Consider the following 19,344-nt stretch of genomic DNA (forward strand, 5'->3'; position numbering starts at 1 on the left):
CCCATGTTATAAGCCCGCCAAACAAAAAAACGACCGGACGGGACATGAGCAGCGATCCTAAACTCAAGGACAATCTCCGCGCCGCAATTCTGGCTGAGCCTGACGCCGTGCTGGATGACAAAGACCTGATGCAGGCCTTGGTGGCTGCAAATGAGCAGGCGCGCGGTGACAACGTTATCGACCTGCGCGGTATCGCCATGCAGCGGCTTGAGGCGCGTCTTGACCGCCTTGAGGACACTCATCGCTCAGTCATCGCGGCGGCGTATGAGAACTTGGCGGGCACAAATCAGGTGCATCGCGCCATTCTTCGCCTGTTGGAGCCCACCGTGTTCGAGGATTTCCTGCGCGCGCTAGGCAATGACGTGGCCGAAATCCTGCGAGTCGATCACATCACTCTGGTCCTCGAAACAACCGTCGTACGTGATGATCCGGTCGTGAACCAGCTCGGCGGCGTGCTGACTGTGGCTGAGCCCGGCTTTATCGATAGCTATCTGACCGCTGACCGCAACGGTCAGCCGCGCGAGGTTACCTTGCGCGAAATCCGCCATCCCAATCCGCAAGTTTACGGTAAACAAGCCGATCAGCTACGATCCGAGGCCTGCCTGAAACTCGATCTTGGCACTGGCCGCCTACCCGGCATGATTGTCATGGGCGCGCGCGACCCGAGGCATTTCTCACCTCAGCTTGGAACTGATCTTCTTGCCTTCTTTGCCGGCGTGTTCGAACGCTCTATGCGCCACTGGCTGTCGTGAGCCTGATTTCCCCAGCCTGCCGCGATGCTCTGCAGCATTGGCTGGACAGTCTGGGGGCGCTGGCGGGGCGGTCTGAAAATACGCTCGACGCCTATCGCGGCGACGTGACAGAATTCCTGTCCTTCATGACCTTGCATCACAGCGAGCGCCAAGGGCTGGCCGCGCTGGAACGCATCAGCGTTTCTGACATGCGGGCCTGGATGGCAGAGCAGCGAAATTCTGATGTCGGCGCGCGATCTCTGGCGCGCAAGCTTTCAGCCGTCAAAACCTTCTATCGCTGGTTGGCCGAACGCGAAGGGTTCGAACCTACTGCGGTGCTGTCCACCCGAGCGCCTAAATTTACCAAGAAACTGCCCCGACCCCTGGCCGAAGATGCCGCGCGCGCAATGATCGACACGGTCGAGCTACAATCCTCATCGGACTGGATCGCTGCACGGGATGTTGCGGTTGTGACGCTCCTCTACGGGTGCGGGTTGCGGATTTCCGAGGCGTTGTCTTTGACCGGTGTGGACGCTCCTCTGCCAGAAACGCTGCGCATATCGGGTAAGGGCGATAAGGAAAGAATCGTACCGGTCTTGCCTGCCGCTCGGGCTTCGGTGGATCGCTATCTTCACCTCTGCCCACATCCGCAATCCCCCGATAAGGCGTTGTTCCGAGGTGTCAGGGGCGGCCCGCTCAACCCCGGAATCATTCAGGCTGTGGTCGCCAAGGCACGGATGCAACTTGGCCTTCCCGCAACAGCCACCCCGCACGCGATGCGCCACAGCTTTGCCACCCATCTGCTGTCTGCGGGTGGCGACCTGCGCGCGATCCAAGAGCTTTTGGGTCACGCCTCGCTTTCGACCACGCAGACCTATACCGCAGTCGATACAGCCCGGTTGATGGAAGTCTATAACCGCACGCACCCAAAAGCCTGAAGCAAAGACCCTTTTTGCTTTGCATCTGCGCCTTGCTTCCGTCATGACACCACCATGACACTCAGATTCAAAGCGCTTTCCGTTCATCTCTTCACCGCTACAGGTGCCGTTTTCGCAATGCTCGCCATGTTGGCAGCAGTCGAAGAGAAATGGAGCCTGATGTATCTCTGGCTCGTTGTCTCGTTCATCGTCGATGGCATCGATGGCCCGCTGGCGCGGCACTATCACGTTAAGAATAACGCACCCGAGTTTGACGGAGTCTTGCTGGACCTGATCATCGACTATTTGACCTATGTTTTCATTCCCGCTTTCGCCTTGTTTAAGTCAGGTCTGATGGACGGCTGGACCGGCTGGTTCGCAATCATCGTCATCACCTTTGCAAGCGCGATGTACTTTGCGGATACCCGCATGAAAACCAAGGATAATTCCTTCTCTGGCTTTCCAGGCTGCTGGAACATGTTCGTAATTGTGATCTTCGCCCTGGAGCCCAACTTCTGGGTCATCCTGCTGCTGGTCACCTTGCTGTCTGTCGCAATGTTCCTGCCGCTGAAATTCATTCACCCAGTCCGGACCGAGCGTTGGCGCACCCTGTCATTGCCTATGGCTTTTGCGTGGACATTCTTTGCAGGCTGGGCCGCCTGGGTCGACTTTCACCCCGAAAGCTGGGCCCATTGGGGGCTGGTGATCACCAGCTTGTATTTGGTCTCGGCCGGTATTGCGCAGCAGATCATTCCGCCACGCAAGGCCCGGGATTACAAGACTTCCTGAACCTCGAACTCAGTCCCGTTATGGGTGAACACGTCACCCTCTTGCAGGCCAACCATAGCTAGATAGATCGGGCTTTGGGTCGAAATGCCCATGTAGGTTTTGCCGTCCACCTCAAACCGAGTCGTTGAGACACATACGACGAAGCGGCGATTGTTGAACTTGATTACGGCGCCGGGCTGCACCGTATCCGTGAGGCCAAAATCGGTGTTCTCGATCACGTCAATCTTGGCGTGATGCGCATGAACAGGCGCATCAAAGGCGGCAGCCAGATCTGCATTCTCGCGCGAGGCAGCGATGTCGTCCTTGTCATGCCCTTCTCGGTCATCCAACTGCGAGTCCTTAAGGAAGGCATCATAATGTGCCTGTGCGGTTGCCAGTTCCTGTTCTTCCAAAGACATCAGATGATCGATGATGGCTTTCTTACGTGCGGCGGGGTCTATCTGGCCGGTCATTCAATTCGGTCCTTCAAATTCACTATTCGATATAGGTTGGGGCCGTACCGCTCCGATTGCAACAGATAAGTACCGATCAGATCAACAGGCTGGCAGCACCTTCGTGACGCAGCAGAGCCACTTTGGTCTCAACACCGCCGTGGCCTGAAAACCCAACCATCTTCCCATCTGCACCCAGAACCCGGTGACAGGGAATAATGATGGGGATGGGATTTCCTCCGCATCCGCGCCCAACCGCTTGCGCCGAGTAGCCAAGGTCGTTAGCCAACTCGCCATAGGTGCGCGTATCACCAAATGGGATAGCATACATTGCATCGCACACCTGACGCTGAAATTCCGATCCTTTGATCCGGTAGGGCAGTTCGAACTGCTGCAAACGCCCTTCGTCATAGGCACGCAACTGCGCCGCCGCTTCTCGCAGAACCGGGGTGGCTAGACCTTCGTCACGGCCATTCCAGACAAGACGCGTGATGGCGCCGCTGGTCTCTTCGACACCAAGGCAACCAAACTGAGTTTCTACGGCGATCATCGGCATAAGAGAACGGTTGCAGATGTTTCACCACACCTGCAACCCGAATCCTGACGATCCGCCTCTTCATCTGGCCAAAAATACCTCGGAGCGCGAGGCAGAGCCTCGCATCAGCGATCTCTCTCTCGCGCTCCGTTCGAATGTCAGCTCAGCGCCTCGTTGCAGCGCCCGCATACGCCCGGATGGGCGTGCAGCCCAACATCAGGAAGGATTTTCCAGCAGCGCTGGCATTTGTCACCTTGGGCTTTTTCGAACACTACAGCTACGCCCTCGATTTCCGGCACTCGGAACGCCTCAGCCGGGGCGGGATCGCCTGTGACAGCCAGACCAGAAGTGATGCACATGTCATCCACGTCGAAGGTCGCAAGCAGATCGCGGGTTTCCTGATCTTCGACATGCACGATCGGTGCGGCCTCAAGGCTGGATCCGATCACCTTGTCCTGCCGCTGAATTTCCAGCGCTGCGGTCACGGCGCGGCGCACGCGGCGGACTTTGGCCATGCTGGCTTCCAGTTCTTCATGGCGCCAATCAGCGGGCGTTTCAGGGAAATCCATTAAATGGACCGAACTATCATCGGCCGGGAACCGTTCCAGCCAGACCTCTTCCATAGTGAAGACCAGAACTGGGGCCAGCCATGTGGTCAGACGGTGGAATAGGATATCCAGCACAGTCCGCGCGGCACGGCGGCGTAGGCTGTCACCGTCGCAATAAAGCGCGTCTTTGCGGACATCGAAATAGAACGATGACAGATCAACCGTGGCGAATGTAAATACGGCGCTGAATACACCCTGGAAGTCAAATGCTGCATAACCTTTGCGCACCTGCTCATCCAGATCGGCCAGTCGGCTTAACACCCAGCGCTCCAGGCGCGGCATATCTTCAGGCGCAACCCGATCCGCTTCGGTGAAGTCCGCCAGCGAGCCCAGCATGAACCGCATGGTATTGCGCAGGCGGCGATAGCTGTCGGCTGTCCCTTTCAGGATCTCCGGTCCGATCCGCTGGTCGGCGGTGTAATCGGTCTGAGCCACCCACAAGCGCAGGATATCGGCGCCGTATTGTTTAACGACCTCTTCCGGCACGATGGTGTTGCCCAGCGATTTGGACATCTTGTTGCCCTTGGAATCCAGCGTAAATCCGTGGGTCACTACGTTGCGGTATGGTGCACGCCCCTTGGTGCCGCAAGCCTGCAGCATCGACGAATGGAACCACCCGCGGTGCTGGTCGGTGCCTTCCATATAGACGTCAGCGATACCGTCCGCGGTCCCGTCCTCACGATCACGCAGCACAAAGGCGTGGGTCGAGCCAGAGTCGAACCACACATCCAGCACGTCGAACACCTGATCGTAGTCGTCGGGGTTCGCGATACCGTCGAGGATCTTCTCCTTGAACCCGTCCGTGTACCAGACGTCTGCGCCATCCTTCTCAAACGCCGCCTTGATACGCGCATTAAGTTCGTCGTTGCGCAGCAGGTAGTCCGCATCGGTTGGCAATGCCCCCTTCTTGGTGAAGCAGGTCAGCGGCACGCCCCAGGCGCGTTGGCGCGACAGAACCCAGTCCGGGCGTGCTTCGATCATGGAATACAGACGGTTGCGGCCGGTCTGCGGCGTCCATTTCACCAGTTCATCAATCGAGCGCAGGGCACGTTCACGGATGGAGTCGCCCATCTCGCCCATGCCGTCCTCCAGCTTGCGGTCAACCGAGGCAAACCACTGCGGCGTGTTGCGGTAGATGATCGGCGCCTTCGAGCGCCACGAATGCGGATAGCTGTGCTTGATTTTGCCACGCGCCAGCAGCCCGCCAACCTCGGCCAACTTGTCGATGACGGCCTTGTTCGCATCGCCTTCACCGCCCTTGCGGGACAGGATGTATTTACCGCCAAAGAACGGTAGATCGGCGCGGAAGCTGCCATCATCCATCACGTTGTAAGTGATGACCTGTTCCAACATCCCCAGATCACGGTAAAGCTCGAATTCCTCCATCCCGTGCGACGGCGCGCAGTGGACAAAGCCGGTGCCTTCGGTGTCGGTCACAAACTCAGCGGCACGGAAATCGCGGATGTCGTCCCATTCGCCATTGCCATCTTCGGCCCCGGCCAGCGGGTGTGCCAGTTGGATCTTGGCAAGATCCTCCTGCGTGACATCACACAGGCGGCGGTACATCGTATCGTCCAGACGCGCGCGGGCAAACACATCCGCCGCGCGGTCATCGGCCAGTAGATAGCGTTCACCGATCCGCGCCCAGCACTCCTCGGGGCGGCCGATGACTTCGTAGAGACCGTAGGAGATATCCTCGCCATAGACCACGGCCTTATTCGAAGGCATCGTCCATGGGGTCGTCGTCCAGATTACCACATAAGCGTTGTCCAGCGTCACATCGCCGGTGTTCACAACCTTGAACTTCACCCAGATGGTGAAGCTTTCCTTGTCGTGATACTCGACCTCGGCTTCGGCCAGCGCGGTTTTTTCGATGGGGGACCACATCACGGGCTTGGAGCCCTGATAGAGCGTGCCATTCATCAGGAACTTCATGAACTCGTCGGCGATCACGGCCTCGGCATGGTAATCCATGGTGATATAAGGATCGGGCCAGTTGCCGGTGATGCCCAGACGCTTGAACTCTTCGCGTTGGATGTCGATCCAGCCTTCGGCGAACTTGCGGCACTCCTGACGGAAGTCGACGATGTTCACCTCGTCTTTGTTCTTGCCCTTCTTGCGGTACTGTTCCTCGATCTTCCATTCGATGGGCAGGCCATGGCAGTCCCAGCCGGGTACATAGCGTGAATCGTAGCCCATCATCTGATGGGACCGAACAATCATGTCCTTGATGGTCTTGTTCAGTGCGTGGCCGATATGCAGATGGCCGTTCGCGTAAGGAGGGCCGTCATGCAGGGTAAAAGGTTTGCGACCCTCTTTCTCGCGCAGGCGGTCATAGACGCCGATCTTTTCCCAGCGTTCCAGCCATGCTGGCTCGCGCTTGGGCAGGCCTGCACGCATGGGGAATTCGGTTTTCGGCAGGTTCAGCGTGTCTTTGTAGTCAGGTGTTTCGGCGCACATTTGGGGCGTCCTCAGGATGTTCTGGTGGTGTATGGATCGAAGCGGTCAGTGCGATAACTCAAGCACCTTTGCCCGGCGTCTCGCGATATCAGAGCGCCGGGGATATAATTCGAATAATGATGGCCAGCCGGTCAAACATGGCCGCGCTTATAGGACGCCTGCTCTCAATGGTCCAGAGGTTCCGGGTCTTGCGACGAATGGCGCAGCTTGGCCCAGCGATTGAGCCATGCGAGACCCGCCAGTGCGAGACCGAGCGCCAACAGCGAAAACACCCGGATCAGCCCGCCCAATCCGGCAATATCGATCAGAAACACCTTGGCCACCGCGAGGCCAATCACGGCCAAACCGGCCTTACGCATCAAATCGGACCGGCGGGCCAGCGACTGGTAGAACAACCCTGCGCCGACCACCAACAAGGTGATGGTGTATGAATAAAGCTCGGGCTGGGTGACGCCGTTGCCTTCATACATGCCACCCGCCCCCTGCCAGACATGACGGATTGTAAGCCCCAGCCAAAAAGCGATCAGAGCACCGGCGACCCCATAACTGATCTGCTTCAGTAGCACGGGCTGCGTCACGACGCGCCAAGCCGAGAAGCCGATGGCCAGCGCAGGCAACAGATAGGCCACCGCCAACGTGTTCAGCACCGGCGGGCCGAGCACGGAATCGGCAAATGGGTCGAGCAACGGGTTAGCCTCAGACAAAGCCTGAACCAGACGCATCATGCCGTGTGCCGCAAAGAACGCCGCGAGCGCGTAACGCGCGTAGTTCAGCTTACCGCCAAGCTCGAACCGCTGTATTTGTGCAAAAGCCAGCAGCAGCCAGATCACCGCCAGCAGCCCCAGCCCCCAATGGCTGTCTGTCGCGCCGCCTTCTCCGAAGCTTTCCAGCCAGCGCAGCAACAAGAGCGATAGCAGTATTCCCGCCGTTGCCCAGGCCGCGCTTTCAAGCAGCAATGAGGCAATCGGGCGGTCCAAGGACCTTAGCAACGCCCACCCCATGATGAACCCGGCAACCGCTACCGCATAGACCCAGGTCATTTCGATCAACGGCGCGGTTTCGGCCCAATCGAGCCCCGGGTCGAGCACAAGCCGTACGGTCACCGTGAACACACCCGCCCAAATGAACCAACTCATCGGAGCCAGAACAAATCGCCGGTCCAGCGCCGCGGCCACAACGATCATGGCGACAAGTGCTACGGTCAAAGCGGCAGAGCTGAGTACGATGATGCAGGCAAAGCTAAGGCACGATAGCGCAGACAGAGTTGCCAGTGCAGGCCGCATCCGTTTCTCACCATCGGCCCGCGCAAACCGTTCGGCCAAAACCACCATCATCGCGCCTAATGCGATTGCGTGTAAGGCCCACGCATAAGCTCCGATCACGTTTGCAGGCTGCCATCCGACTTCAAGCGCGATCGCCAGCGTCGGAGCATATAGGGCTGCACCCCCGGCCCAGACCACAGCGTAGCGCCCGGCGTGGAAGGACCGCCACGCAGCGAGCACGCTGATCAAGGCCCCGAGGGCAACCAATAGCGTGACTACCCAAGGATAATCGGCCTCGGCCGTTTCCACGTATGTGTCGGCAAAGCCGCGCCACACGGAGCCACCGTCCAACCCGTGCAGCAGAACAAACCAGATCAGACCCAACGCAGGCAGCGCCGTCACATCCTGCAACGCACGCGCAGCTTTTGTCCAAAGGATCAGCGCCAGTATCAAAGCGGTAAACAGAGCAACGCCCAGCCAAAACTCACCGCTTGAATCCGACCAATGCAGCGACAGGATGATGGAACTGGTGAGAACTGCACCAAAGGCAATTCGGGTTGGAAACTCGGGCCATGGATCCCCTTTCCGTCGCCGAATGACTTCAGCAATCATCGGGCCGGTGTGTTCGGGCCAGATACTGCGCACGGGTATCGCCATCGCAATAAGCGCCAGTGCTGTCACACAGGTCAGATACCCCGGTTCCGTGGAGGGGGAAGACAGCACCAGCAAAAACGCCGCCCCGTATGCACCTACTAGCGTCAGAATAGAAATCCATGCCCAACGCCTGACGGTATCGATACCCAAGCCCAAAATGGCGATGATAAAGAAATAACCATAAAGCCAACTGGGATCGTCCGATGCGCCTCCAACCATAAAGGGCGCGGCAAAGGCTCCGATTAGGCCTACGGCGGCGAGCAGCGGCCCGTGGAACCATCCCAAGACCAACGCAAACAGAGCGATGATAACGAGACCGGCCAGAGCGGCCTCGGGGCCGATCAGATCATAAAGCTGGCGCGCCGCCAGAACGCCACCGAACAGGGTCACCAGACCCGCGCCCGAGAAGACCGATGGTAGATAAGCGGTCGACGCGTCCTCGTCATCGCCGAAGCGGCGGCGGATCACTTCACCTGACCCAATCAGCAGAAGGCCAAAGATCAGGGCTGCGGCGACCCGCGCGGTGGGTGGCAACAGCCCGTTCTCAACCCCGTATTGCACCAGAAATATCCCGGCCAAGGCCAGTGACAGCGCCGAAACCGCATAGAACCAGTTCTCACGCAACCACGCGCCCAGCGCGGCGATCTTTTCCTCACGAAAAACGATGGTGGCAGGAGGATCGGCGGCCTCAACGGCCTGCGGCGCATCCGATGGGCTTTCGTCAGTGGTAGACGAGGTTTTCGCCGCGGCCAAGGGATCATGCTTGTTTTGCGTCGTCTTCGGCTCCGGCCTTGATGTCTTGGAGGTTTCGGCGCCGCTTTCCGGTATTTGCCTGGCCAATTGCCGCTCAAGCTGTTCGACGCGCTTGCGCAACCGCGATTGACCAATCAGCAAAGCGATGATCGAAACAGGAATGGCCAGAACGATCAGACCAACGAGGACAAGCAAGGATTCCAACCGAAACCTCCGGGATGCGATGCGCCAAACGTACCGTGCAGACAGGCTGGTTTATAGTCTGGAAATCCACATGGATACCGCCTGCTGCACAGGTAATCGGCCTAGAAAAGCAGGATGTGAGGGCGTGCCAGCATCAGCCAAGGGATCGCCAGCACTGCAGCAAAGGCTGGAATACCGCAAGCGAACCATCTGCGGAACATTTTGTAGTAACTGCTTGGCAAGGAGGTACCATCCCGATCAGCCTGCCTTGCATAATCCCTCAGACGCACCTGAATCCAAACCACCGGCAGCCAGAACAGGCCGGTCAGTACGTAAAGCAACAGTGATATCGCGATCCGACCCTCCGACAGCAACCAGCCCAGTTGCCAGCCCAGTTGCCAGGCCAGCAACACGCCGGTGAACAGCTGGAAAATGACTGAGGTGGCCGTAATAACTGTGTCGGCCAGCACCACGATTCCCGCCGTATGAGCAATCACCCGTGCATCTGCTGTGCGGCGCGCCATCAGCATGAAAAAGGCGATCCCCGCGCCAGTGCCCAATAGAACGCATGCTCCGATCACGTGAAGCCAGTGCAAGATCAGATCCGGGTCCATCAGCGGCTCTCCAACAGGGGTCGCGCGATCAGTGACAGCATCAAAGCCGGTGCTATCTTGACCAACGGTCCCAAAGGGTCGAGCCACAGTTCAGGCACCGTCAACGTGGCGGCGATCAGATAGAAAGCGGCGATTGCAGCCTGCGCGAGGCAAGCGCGCGCGGCCCATGGACGCCACTAGATTGCCAGCCCCAGCGCGATGTCGATAATCGACCAGAACAGCACGCTCGCGTTGGCAATCCCAACGGGCCAACCATTGCACGACAGTATCTCGGCTGCCTGCGATAGCCTCGTCAATCCGCCGCCGACTTGAAATCACGTAGATCCCCCGAGATCAGCGCAATATCCGAAAGGACCCGCTCAGCCGTCTTCCGGCTGCGCACAAGACCCTTCACACAGGCACCATCCGCATGCAGCGATCGAACCACCGCAGCCCCAATGAACCCATAAGCGCCCAGCACCAAAACAGTTTTTTCAGGACGATCCGTTGCCACGAGTTGCCTCGCATTGGTTTACAACACCCTAGCGAATCAGATTCTGAGGATCAGCCTGATCACCCCGTCCGCGACAACAGCACCATTCAGGGGTGAAACAACGAGCCAACCCAGAAGGCGATAGCTGCCGCCGCACCCCCGATCAGCAGGGTTTCTCCGCCTGATCGCCACCAGGGGGCAAGCGACCACCGGCTTTTCATCGCGCCAATGGCAAAGAATACGCCCACAGTCATCCAGGCTGATACGGTGAACGCATTTGCAACGGATAAGAGGAACGGCAACAACGGAATCATCCCCGCGATCAGAAAGGCAAAGAACGTCGCCATCGCGGCTTTGAGGGGATGCGGGTCGACGCTGCCCAGCCCGTATTCGCCCTCGATCATCAGGTCGACCCAATTGTCGTGGTTCGAAGTGATTTCAGCTGTCGCGTCATCCAGAACGCTGCCTGAAAGGCCTTTTTGTGCGAGGATTTCGCGCACCTCCTTTCGCTCGCCATCCGGGTACAACTTGATATGCCGTTCCTCGATAGCGCGAATACGGTGGATGTTATCGAGCTCGGCCTTGGTTCCCGAGTAGTTGCCCGCCGCCATCGAAAAACCATCCGCCAGCACGTTGGCCAACCCAAGTGCCACGATGACAAAAGGCGATAAACCTGCCCCGGCAACCCCGGCAACGATCGCGAATGTCGTGACTGAGCCATCGATGCCGCCATAAACCACATCGCGCAGAACCCCACGACCCGGAGGCGCATTGATCCGTTCGAAAATCTCTTGCTGGCTGTGGCCGTGTTCGGTCATGGCTGGCTCCGTCCTGTTTATGCAGGACAGGTTCAGGCACTGCCTTGCGCCAGATCAAGTCCTGGAGAACAACCCGCTGAGCGCGCGTTTGATCATGCCACGGGTCGAGGGCTGGTGGCGTTTCGAGAAAGGCAAAGGTCGACAGACCTCCATCGCAGCGACACCCACGCGGGCGGTGAGCGCGCCGTTGACCAGCCCCTCACCGAACCGGCGCGACAATTTGCTGAGGACTGAGCCGCCCAAAATCGGCTCCAGAAGATCATCCCCCACTGCCACCGCGCCAGTTGCAATCAGATGCACGAATACGGCGCGGGTTAGGCGCCAACTGCCCAAGAAACCTGCACGACCGCCATAGATTTCGGCAATACGTCGGATCATTCGCAATGAGCTTGCAAGCGCGGTCGCGACATCGGCCAGCGCGAGCGGAACCAAAGCGGTAACGGTGGCAACCTGCCGGGCTGCGGCCTCGACCTCGCGGCTAGCAGCAGCGTCCAGCGGGGCCAGCAATTCGTCTTCGGCCAAGCTCAGCAGGGTTGCCGCATCGAATTGCTCTCCCATGCGTTCGGTCAAACGGTCGCGACCCCAGCGTGTTTCATCGCGTCCCTTATAGAACGCAATCAGCCGTGTGTTTACAGCGCGGGCTTGCGACAAGTCCTCGTCTGTTAAAGCTGTGTCCGCCGCGCGCCGCAGCCCGTCGACGCGAGACAGACGGCTGATTGCGGCCAACTCGCGCAGTGCAATGATCAGGACGACCAGCAACAGCGCAGCGATCAGACCGGTGACGATCCAACCCAGAATTGGTGCGCGTTCCAGCAGAGAGATGGCAAAATCCCATGCGGCGACCGAGACCACCGCCCCCACAACCGCTAGTGCCAGCCCCCAGAACCAACGCGCTAAAACCGAAGGTTTCCGCGCTGCAAACCGTACCGCTGCCTGCATCGCCTGCCCCTGCGGAGGCGCGATGTCCGGAACAGGAGGCGCGGTCGAGACATCAACTGCCGAGGCATCGTCTTCCAGATCAATCAAAACGGGGCCTTTAGCCATCGACCAACTCCTCGCGCGTCCAAACATATCTGATGTCGGGCAGGTTTTCGTCGTTCTCGGACCCATCGCCGCGTGCGACCTCGACAAAGCCGTTACGCTCATAGAACCGGCATGCGGAAGGATTGGCCTGAAACGCATACAAGTTGAGCGTGGGACGCTGCGCTTTGGCACGATCCAGTAATCGCTGCCCGATCCCCTGCCCGCGCGCCGAGGTCGCCAGATAGAGCGACTGCACTTCGTCCCCATTCAACGCCAGAAATCCGGCCACCTGCCCCTGCTTTTCGGCCACCGTGACCCAGCCGAGATCAATCATCCTGCCGCAAAACGCAATGGTCTCGGCCTCAGAATGCAGTTCAGGCATCCAGTCGTTTTCGCGGGCGAACCCGTGCAGAATAGCGCCTATGGTTCCGGCATCGGTACTGCGAGCGGGGCGAAGGATCACGTTCACAGCCGGTCTCCGATCAGAAACTGCGCAGCCCGGTCCAGCCGAATATGTGGCGGACCGTCACCGGGATTCAGGGTCAAATGTGCGGGTGCAAAGGCCATATTGCCATAGTCCTCGCCCAGCCATCGCTCGGCCCCATTGCGCGCGGGGCCCAGCAGATGGGCAGGGTCCTCTGGCAAATCACCGGGGTAAAAGGCCGCCTGCTTACCGCTGTCTAGCAGAGTGCCGCGCACGCATGGCAGTTCTACGCCGTTATGGCTGCGCATCTCTTCCGTCGTTGTCCGAAGTGAAGCCAACGATAAGGCCGCAGTTTCAGCCCCGGCAAAGCTGGCGCGGTCGCGGGCCTCACGGGTCAGGGCCTCAATGATCGCGGTCAGGCGCGGGTGCTGCAGATGGTGCAGATGGTCCGCTTTGGTGGCCGCAAACAGGATACGCTCGACCCGCTTGCCAAGCAGCAGCCTGTTGAGCCATGCGTTGCGACCGGGGCGGAAGGCCGACAGGATATCGGCCATCGCGCGGCGCATATCCTCGACCGCTTGCGGGCCTTTATGGATTGCCCCCAACGCATCTACCAGAACGATCTGCCGGTCGATCCGGGCAAAGTGGTCGCGAAAGAAAGGTTTGACCACACGCGATTTGTACGCCTCGTACCGCCGCTCCATCTCGCGGTGTAGTGAACGCCGAATTGACGCCCCCGACACCGGGAGCGGCGCGAATGTCAGCACAGGAGACCCGGCCAGATCGCCCGGCAGAAGAAACCGACCGGGAGTGCAGTCATAGAAACCGGCATCACGCGCGGCATTAAGGTAATCGGTGAAGCTGCGGGCGAGGTCCTGCGCCTGCGGCTCATCATGTGGCGCGGTTGGGTCGGTCGCCTGGACCTTTGCCAGAAATGCCCCTGCTTGTGGGCGATTGGATATGTGTTCGAGCGTGTCCCGCGACCAATCTTCATAGGATTTGTCCAGTAGGGCCAGATCCAGCAGCCACTCACCCGGATAGTCCACAATGTCCAGATGCAATGTTCGAGGGCCCTGCAATCCCGAAAGCAGACCTGCGGGCTGGACTTTGAAGGACAGGCGTAACTCGGAAACAGCACGCGTGCTGTCCGGCCAGTGCGGCGCTGGTCCGGTCAGCGCGGACAGATGGGATTCGAAATCGAAACGGGGCACGGTGTCGTCGGGTTGCGGCTGCAGATAGCTGGCGGTGACACGCCCCTCTTGCTGCGCCACAAGACCGGTCATGCGGCCCCGATCCAGCAGGTTGGCGACCAGTGATGTGATGAACACCGTCTTGCCCGACCGCGCCAATCCCGTGACGCCCAGCCGGATGACCGGCTCGAAGAATGTCTCGGACACACGGTCACCCACGGATTCGACGCCGCGCACCAGACTGTCTGCCAAAGATGAGATGACCAAGCTGTCGCCCCGCAATTATCGTTTTGCCCAAGATAGGTAGCGGTTGCGGCACTTGCCAGAGCTTTCGCCCCCTTGCCCGTCCGACCAAGGCGCGATACCAGCGCCCCATGCCCAGATACGCGCTGCAAGTCGAATACCAAGGGGAACCGTTTGCCGGATGGCAGCGGCAAAAGGAGCTGCCTTCGGTTCAGGGCGCGATCGAACTAGCGCTTTCGCGGATCGAACCCGGAGACCACACAATCGCCGCCGCCGGTCGTACCGACGCGGGGGTTCACGCGCTAGGACAAGTGGCGCATTGCGATCTAGTCAAAGAATGGGACCCATTTCGCCTGTCTGAGGCGTTGAACTATCATCTCAAGCCGCAGCCTGTCGCCATCATGAAAGCCGCATGGGTGGATGATGACTGGCACGCGCGGTTTTCGGCGCTTGAGCGGCAATATCTGTTCCGTATCCTGATGCGTCGCGCACCTGCAACCCACGACAAGGGGCAGGTCTGGCAGATCAATCATTCTCTGGACGTTGCAGCGATGCAGGCCGGGGCGGATGTGCTGATCGGGCGGCATGATTTCACCACCTTCCGGTCCTCCATCTGTCAGGCCGCCAGCCCGGTCAAAACACTGGATGAGTTGCGGGTGGAACAGGTTCAGGGCTTCTCGGGGCCCGAAATCCACTTCCATGTTCGCGCCCGGTCGTTTCTGCACAATCAGGTACGTAGCTTTGTTGGCACGTTGGAGCGTGTGGGGGCCGGAGCTTGGACGCCCGAGGACGTTCGCGATGCGCTTGAGGCGGTTGACCGTGCGGCTTGTGGGCCGGTTTGCCCGCCGCAAGGATTGTATCTGGCACGGGTAGGATATCCCGAACCGGTGTTTGGCTAAGTCTACAAGGCCCGCAGTAGCAGCCCGCTTGCAATCACGGCGATGATAAGACCCGCAACCAGTTCGATGGTCGGGGCCAGTACCGATGCAAAGCGCGTAGCCGAGGCTGAGGCCAGCAACCCGCCGCGCAACCCAAAAGATGTCCAACCGACCAAAGTGGTGACGGTTGCGGTGCCTAAAGCCATGGCGAATGCGCCTGCGATGCCGACCATTGCGATACCCATCTGCCATGTCAGGATCAGCACAAACAACGCGCCCGTACAGGGGCGTGCGGCTATACCAGCGATCAGGATCAACGCCTCGCGAAAGCTGCCGACCTGAGCGACCTCATCGGCCGTCGGGCCGTGGCGGTGGCCGCAGTCAGCGCAAACCTCGTGGTCGTGATGATGGTGGTCGTGATCATGCGCATGGTGATGGTGGTCGTGCATTTGAGAGGCTTGGTTTTTGTGACGTCGCGCAAAACTGCGGATGGCGCGGAAAACCAGCCACAGGCCTATAGCGGCAATTGCGCCGTAGCTGATCGGTGCCATGACCTGTTCGGTCGTGCCTACAAGCGACTCGCGTGACATCTGGAATACCAATACCCCGGCATAAACCAGCACAACCGCCGTCACTGCTTGCCCTAGGCTCGACAGGACACTGATTGCAGAAAGTCGCCAAAACGCAACACGACGGCCAAGCCCATATCCTCCGATCAGAACCTTGCCATGGCCCGGTCCGATGGCATGAAAAAACCCATATGCAAAACAGACCGTCAGTAGCGTTGCCACAGCTTCGGGCTGCTCGGCGCGTGCTGCGCGAAGGGCGCGGGCGATCTGGTTCTGGAATTCGCGTTGCTCTCCGGCAGCCCAAGCGGCCAGATGGTCAAAACCACCGCTGCCCCAGAACCACAGCAGCACCCCGCAGGCGATGGCAACGGGAACGATCAGGTATTTGGACATGAAAGCCGAATCTCGGTTGCGAATTTCTCACCGACCAGAGGGATATCATTTTCTTCAAGGTCATACTCGGCATCCAGCGTCAGCAAAAAAGCCTGCATTTGGGCCAGTTCGTTGTCGATATCCGGATCGCTCCGTTCGATATCACAGGTCGTGGGGCCTGAAACCAGAACCGGGCGGGTCACTTCGTATGCGGTATAAAAGCTCTCATCAAAGGCTTTGATCGACAGCGCATCCGCGGGAACGGGGTCTCCCTCGATTGCGCGCAGATGTGTGGTTACGATGCGCGCATCCTCGGTCGTAGCCTGCGGCTCAAGTGGGCCAGAGAGCGGGATCACGGTTTCGCCCATGCGGATGACCAGATCGCCATTGTAGCCTTCGACCCACTGCGCGTCGAAACCGCTTAGAAACTGCTCTTCGGCCTCGGTCAGGACGCCATCCGCGTCCTGATCCAGTCGCATGTCTTCGAGAACCAGCAATGAATAGAACTCATCATAGGCCCAGGTCACACGCACATGGGTCAGGTTGCCTGCGTCATCGACCATGAACTCCAGCCCCGTGTCGATAAAGACATGGGGATGGGCTAGAGCCGGTATCGGCAGAAGGCAGGTCAATGAGAAGGCAAGCCAGCGCATACGGCGAAGATAGGGCGTGCAATGCCATACGGCAATCCGATTGAACGCAATCATGCATAAACCTGCCGCTTTATCCCGGCGGAAACAGGACCAATGTCTGCAGCGCCGTGCCGACCGGCCCCTGCGTATCGAAAAGAACCGACTGCGACATGCCGATCCCCGAGCGCTGCCAGTGCGAGATCGAGTCAGATGCCAGCCAATCCGAGACAGGCTCGCGGTGGATTTGCACCGTTAGGTCAGTATTCATGAAACCCATCTCAGATGTGGGCGCGTTCCACGATATGCCATTGCCGCAATCTGCAAGCGGGCAGAGCGCTTGGATCGGCGATGGGTCCTCTCCTTCCAGCAAGGCAGGTGTGCGCATCCAGACGGTTTTCGGACCTGCCCCTTGCTTGCCATCAGCGGGATAGCCGATCTGGGAGTGATGGGCAAAACCGGGCAACTGATGGCGCATCTCACCGATCGGAAACGGGCCATCGACCATATCTTCGACCCTGGGCGCGGGCAGTTCGACATTGGGCACGGCCCCAAGGTCTTTGCGCACCATATGCATGGTTGTGGCGGTGGCGCAAAGCGTGTCGTCCAGATCATGTACGGTGACCCGTGTGGTCGCCAGCGTCTTGGTATGGCGTGTCGTCTCTGCCGCGACTCGCAAACCAGCCAGAGGCAATGGACGCAGCAGATCGACGGTCAACCGGGTCAACATCTTCTCAGGGCCAACTTCGGTTTCTGCCGCCCGCACGATCAATCCGCTGACTGGCCCAGCATGGCAATGATCGGCTGACCAAGGCCCGCGCGCGGGGTCATTTCCGACAAACACACCCTGCGCATTTTGGTGGAAATACGCCTGCCCCAACACATCCGATGTCATTGTGGTTCTGTCGCCTCAGACTTTTTCCTGCGTGTATTTCTTCAACTCGGCGCGAGCGACCTGACGGCGATGCACTGCGTCCGGCCCATCCGCCAGACGCAGGGTGCGCACATGGGTCCATGCATTTGCCAAGGGCGTATCCTGACTGATCCCCTGTGCGCCGAACATTTGCACGGCCTCATCGATCACCTTCAGCGCGACCTTGGGGGCAACGACCTTGATCTGGCTGATCCATGGGGCCGCCGCCCTTGCATCGCCCTGATCCATGTACCAGGCGGCCTTGAGGCACAGCAAACGGGCCATTTCGATCTCCATCCGACATTCGGCGATGATGTCGTAGTTTGCCCCCAGCTGCGCCAGTTTCTTCCCAAACGCCTGGCGCTGTAGTGAACGCTTGCACATCTGCTCCAGCGCAGACTCGGCCTGACCAATCGCGCGCATGCAATGGTGAATACGGCCCGGCCCCAAGCGACCTTGCGCAATCTCGAACCCGCGCCCTTCACCCAGTAGAGTGTTTTCGGCTGGGACCCGAACTTCTGTGAAACGGATGTGCATGTGTCCATGGGGCGCATCGTCGTGGCCATAGACCTCCATCGGGCGCAGCACTTCGATCCCGGGCGCGTCCGCTGGGACCACGATCATCGACTGGCGCTGGTGCTTTGGCAGATCGTCCCCGCCGGTTTTGACCATCACGATATAGACCTTGCAACGCGGATCGCCCGCCCCAGACGACCACCATTTTTCGCCGTTCAGAACATAGTCGGCCCCGTCCCGCACGCAGGACATCGAAATGTTGGTGGCATCTGATGAGGCCACATCGGGCTCGGTCATCAGATAGGCCGAGCGAATCTGCCCGTCGAGCAAAGGCTTCAGCCACTGCTCTTTCATCGCGCCTGACCCGTAGCGTTCAAACACCTCCATATTCCCTGTATCGGGCGCGGAGCAGTTGAAAACTTCGGCCCCCAAGGGCGTCTTGCCCATCTCCTCGGCGAAATAGGCGTATTCAACTGTACTGAGGCCAAAACCTTTGTCGCTGTCTGTCAGCCAGAAGTTCCAAAGCCCCGCCGCCTTGGCCTTGGCTTTCAGCCCCTCGAGAATCTCGGCCTGTCGCTCGGTATATTTCCAACGATCGCCTTTATTGATTTCTGCCTGATACTCATCTTCAAGCGGCATGACCTCGTCGTGAATCATATCCCTCACCCGCTGTAACAGGGCGCGGTTTTCCTCACGCAATCCGAAAGTCATGGTCATGTCTATTCCTTCCCTGTGGCGCAATGCGGGTCTTTGGCTTTGGTCCGAGGATGGCTTAGTGGCCATGAGCGTGTCCAGCTAAGTGACGGAACGTCATTCACGCAAATTGAGCCCGGTCCAGCATCAATGCGATGCCCAGCAGGGGGCCTGCGGTCAAATTAGCTGGAGCAAATCACAAGGGTGCAGCTGTGCTAGTTCGGGTGCTGGCCAGGGCACCGACCTTTAAGGTGTCAGGATCCAGTTCCCATCAGCGGTCTTGCAGCGGCGCGTTCTGATATCGCGGGCCTGTGCAGCACCTTCAGGCTGCACAAAGTGCTGAAGTATCACACAATTGCCCTGAACGCTTTGCACGCGGATTGTCCCCTTCGAGCCGGTGTCCTGATTGAGCCAAGCCCTCTCCTGCCCCACGGATGGAGTGCCCGTCGACAGCAACGCGTTTGAGGTGTCGTTCAACACCTCAAAGTCAGCGGGGCTCAACCCCATTTCCGCGATGATTCGGGAAAGTGGTTTAGCCTGTGCTATTCCACCCACCCCCAGAAAAAGTGCAGCAACCAGCGCTGTGTAAACAAAGGCTTTCATCAAAGGGCCTCGCCGATTTGAATGACTTTCACGTCCATAGATATACCTCTATGCGTGTGCGGCC

The 19,344-nt window shown here is 59.2% G+C and carries 19 protein-coding genes and 1 pseudogene; 4 read left to right on the top strand and 16 right to left on the bottom strand.

From position 1 onward, the window contains the following. Positions 1–44 precede the first annotated feature (44 nt). From ACR0DE_RS17625 to ACR0DE_RS17635, 3 genes are read left to right on the top strand one after another with little or no spacing between them, the layout of a single operon-like run. Complete coding sequence (locus tag ACR0DE_RS17625; RefSeq protein WP_170397417.1) at positions 45–752, top strand: DUF484 family protein; 708 nt, start codon at positions 45–47, stop codon at positions 750–752. Continuing rightward, entirely contained in the window at positions 749–1,669 is a 921-nt protein-coding gene (locus ACR0DE_RS17630; protein WP_480754482.1) for a tyrosine recombinase XerC, read from the top strand. Before ACR0DE_RS17625 ends, ACR0DE_RS17630 begins: the two co-directional genes overlap by 4 nt. A gap of 54 nt (positions 1,670–1,723) precedes the next feature. Further along, on the top strand, positions 1,724–2,437 hold the full coding sequence (locus ACR0DE_RS17635; RefSeq protein WP_480754485.1) for a CDP-alcohol phosphatidyltransferase family protein: 714 nt from the start codon (positions 1,724–1,726) through the stop codon (positions 2,435–2,437). Here the strand turns inward: ACR0DE_RS17635 and ACR0DE_RS17640 are convergent. From ACR0DE_RS17640 to ACR0DE_RS17690, 11 genes and pseudogenes are all read right to left on the bottom strand, one after another. Continuing rightward, positions 2,422–2,889, bottom strand: a complete 468-nt coding sequence (locus tag ACR0DE_RS17640) for a hypothetical protein (RefSeq protein WP_170733273.1) — start codon at positions 2,887–2,889, stop codon at positions 2,422–2,424. The genes ACR0DE_RS17635 and ACR0DE_RS17640 overlap by 16 nt on opposite strands. A gap of 76 nt (positions 2,890–2,965) precedes the next feature. Beyond that, on the bottom strand, positions 2,966–3,424 hold the full coding sequence (locus ACR0DE_RS17645; RefSeq protein ID WP_170397424.1) for a methylated-DNA--[protein]-cysteine S-methyltransferase: 459 nt from the start codon (positions 3,422–3,424) through the stop codon (positions 2,966–2,968). 137 nt (positions 3,425–3,561) lie between these two features. Further along, positions 3,562–6,471: an isoleucine--tRNA ligase gene (gene ileS / locus ACR0DE_RS17650; RefSeq protein ID WP_480754487.1), complete on the bottom strand. Its 2,910-nt coding sequence runs from the start codon at positions 6,469–6,471 to the stop codon at positions 3,562–3,564. A 164-nt stretch (positions 6,472–6,635) separates the two neighbouring features. Then, a complete protein-coding gene (locus ACR0DE_RS17655) occupies positions 6,636–9,344 on the bottom strand; it encodes a DUF2339 domain-containing protein (RefSeq protein WP_480754490.1) in 2,709 nt (902 codons plus the stop codon). 101 nt (positions 9,345–9,445) lie between these two features. Beyond that, a complete protein-coding gene (locus tag ACR0DE_RS17660; protein ID WP_480754492.1) occupies positions 9,446–9,937 on the bottom strand; it encodes a DUF2269 family protein in 492 nt (163 codons plus the stop codon). Further along, positions 9,937–10,101, bottom strand: a pseudogene (locus tag ACR0DE_RS17665) (DoxX-like family protein); the annotation flags it as partial. The gene ACR0DE_RS17660 and the pseudogene ACR0DE_RS17665, both read right to left, overlap by 1 nt. Before the next feature lie 128 nt (positions 10,102–10,229). Then, entirely contained in the window at positions 10,230–10,430 is a 201-nt protein-coding gene (locus ACR0DE_RS17670; RefSeq protein WP_480754494.1) for an NAD-dependent epimerase/dehydratase family protein, read from the bottom strand. An 86-nt stretch (positions 10,431–10,516) separates the two neighbouring features. Continuing rightward, the gene (locus tag ACR0DE_RS17675; RefSeq protein ID WP_480754496.1) at positions 10,517–11,227 is read right to left on the bottom strand and encodes a VIT1/CCC1 transporter family protein; all 711 of its coding nucleotides are present in this window, start codon (positions 11,225–11,227) and stop codon (positions 10,517–10,519) included. 54 nt (positions 11,228–11,281) lie between these two features. Continuing rightward, positions 11,282–12,271 (bottom strand): YcjF family protein, encoded by a 990-nt coding sequence (locus tag ACR0DE_RS17680; RefSeq protein WP_480754498.1) that lies wholly within the window; start codon positions 12,269–12,271, stop codon positions 11,282–11,284. Beyond that, the gene (locus tag ACR0DE_RS17685; RefSeq protein ID WP_480754500.1) at positions 12,264–12,719 is read right to left on the bottom strand and encodes an N-acetyltransferase family protein; all 456 of its coding nucleotides are present in this window, start codon (positions 12,717–12,719) and stop codon (positions 12,264–12,266) included. Before ACR0DE_RS17685 ends, ACR0DE_RS17680 begins: the two co-directional genes overlap by 8 nt. Further along, positions 12,716–14,131 carry a YcjX family GTP-binding protein gene (locus tag ACR0DE_RS17690; RefSeq protein ID WP_170564644.1) on the bottom strand — a complete coding sequence of 472 codons (1,416 nt, stop codon included), beginning with the start codon at positions 14,129–14,131 and terminating at the stop codon, positions 12,716–12,718. Before ACR0DE_RS17690 ends, ACR0DE_RS17685 begins: the two co-directional genes overlap by 4 nt. 107 nt (positions 14,132–14,238) lie before the next feature. Between ACR0DE_RS17690 and truA the strand changes: the two genes are divergently transcribed. Next, positions 14,239–15,006, top strand: coding sequence for a tRNA pseudouridine(38-40) synthase TruA (gene truA / locus ACR0DE_RS17695; RefSeq protein WP_480754502.1), 768 nt, complete (start codon positions 14,239–14,241; stop codon positions 15,004–15,006). Between the two features lie 2 nt (positions 15,007–15,008). Here the strand turns inward: truA and ACR0DE_RS17700 are convergent, their stop codons facing one another. The 5 genes from ACR0DE_RS17700 to ACR0DE_RS17720 all read right to left on the bottom strand — a co-directional run bounded on the left by ACR0DE_RS17700 (position 15,009) and on the right by ACR0DE_RS17720 (position 19,280). Continuing rightward, positions 15,009–15,947, bottom strand: a complete 939-nt coding sequence (locus ACR0DE_RS17700) for a nickel/cobalt transporter (RefSeq protein WP_480754504.1) — start codon at positions 15,945–15,947, stop codon at positions 15,009–15,011. Next, entirely contained in the window at positions 15,932–16,633 is a 702-nt protein-coding gene (locus ACR0DE_RS17705) for a DUF1007 family protein (protein WP_480754506.1), read from the bottom strand. The genes ACR0DE_RS17700 and ACR0DE_RS17705 overlap by 16 nt, the downstream gene beginning before the upstream one ends. A gap of 16 nt (positions 16,634–16,649) precedes the next feature. Further along, positions 16,650–17,450, bottom strand: a complete 801-nt coding sequence (locus ACR0DE_RS17710; RefSeq protein WP_170564635.1) for a thioesterase family protein — start codon at positions 17,448–17,450, stop codon at positions 16,650–16,652. Positions 17,451–17,465: 15 nt separating this feature from the next. Beyond that, the gene (locus tag ACR0DE_RS17715; protein ID WP_170564632.1) at positions 17,466–18,701 is read right to left on the bottom strand and encodes an acyl-CoA dehydrogenase family protein; all 1,236 of its coding nucleotides are present in this window, start codon (positions 18,699–18,701) and stop codon (positions 17,466–17,468) included. Between the two features lie 222 nt (positions 18,702–18,923). Further along, a complete protein-coding gene (locus ACR0DE_RS17720; RefSeq protein ID WP_170404458.1) occupies positions 18,924–19,280 on the bottom strand; it encodes a hypothetical protein in 357 nt (118 codons plus the stop codon). Between the last annotated feature and the right edge of the window lie 64 nt (positions 19,281–19,344).

The organism is Ruegeria sp. C10 (assembly GCF_056537805.1).

Bases quoted from the DNA above. Each gene is read 5' to 3' on its own strand.
- ACR0DE_RS17625 (WP_170397417.1), top strand. From the start codon at position 45: ATGAGCAGCGATCCTAAACTCAAGGACAATCTCCGCGCCGCAATTCTG.
- ACR0DE_RS17635 (WP_480754485.1), top strand. From the start codon at position 1,724: ATGACACTCAGATTCAAAGCGCTTTCCGTTCATCTCTTCACCGCTACA.
- ACR0DE_RS17640 (WP_170733273.1), bottom strand. From the start codon at position 2,889: ATGACCGGCCAGATAGACCCCGCCGCACGTAAGAAAGCCATCATCGAT.
- ACR0DE_RS17645 (WP_170397424.1), bottom strand. From the start codon at position 3,424: ATGCCGATGATCGCCGTAGAAACTCAGTTTGGTTGCCTTGGTGTCGAA.
- ileS (WP_480754487.1), bottom strand. From the start codon at position 6,471: ATGTGCGCCGAAACACCTGACTACAAAGACACGCTGAACCTGCCGAAA.
- ACR0DE_RS17660 (WP_480754492.1), bottom strand. From the start codon at position 9,937: ATGGACCCGGATCTGATCTTGCACTGGCTTCACGTGATCGGAGCATGC.
- ACR0DE_RS17675 (WP_480754496.1), bottom strand. From the start codon at position 11,227: ATGACCGAACACGGCCACAGCCAGCAAGAGATTTTCGAACGGATCAAT.
- ACR0DE_RS17680 (WP_480754498.1), bottom strand. From the start codon at position 12,271: ATGGCTAAAGGCCCCGTTTTGATTGATCTGGAAGACGATGCCTCGGCA.
- truA (WP_480754502.1), top strand. From the start codon at position 14,239: ATGCCCAGATACGCGCTGCAAGTCGAATACCAAGGGGAACCGTTTGCC.
- ACR0DE_RS17700 (WP_480754504.1), bottom strand. From the start codon at position 15,947: ATGTCCAAATACCTGATCGTTCCCGTTGCCATCGCCTGCGGGGTGCTG.
- ACR0DE_RS17705 (WP_480754506.1), bottom strand. From the start codon at position 16,633: ATGATTGCGTTCAATCGGATTGCCGTATGGCATTGCACGCCCTATCTT.
- ACR0DE_RS17710 (WP_170564635.1), bottom strand. From the start codon at position 17,450: ATGACATCGGATGTGTTGGGGCAGGCGTATTTCCACCAAAATGCGCAG.
- ACR0DE_RS17715 (WP_170564632.1), bottom strand. From the start codon at position 18,701: ATGACCATGACTTTCGGATTGCGTGAGGAAAACCGCGCCCTGTTACAG.
- ACR0DE_RS17720 (WP_170404458.1), bottom strand. From the start codon at position 19,280: ATGAAAGCCTTTGTTTACACAGCGCTGGTTGCTGCACTTTTTCTGGGG.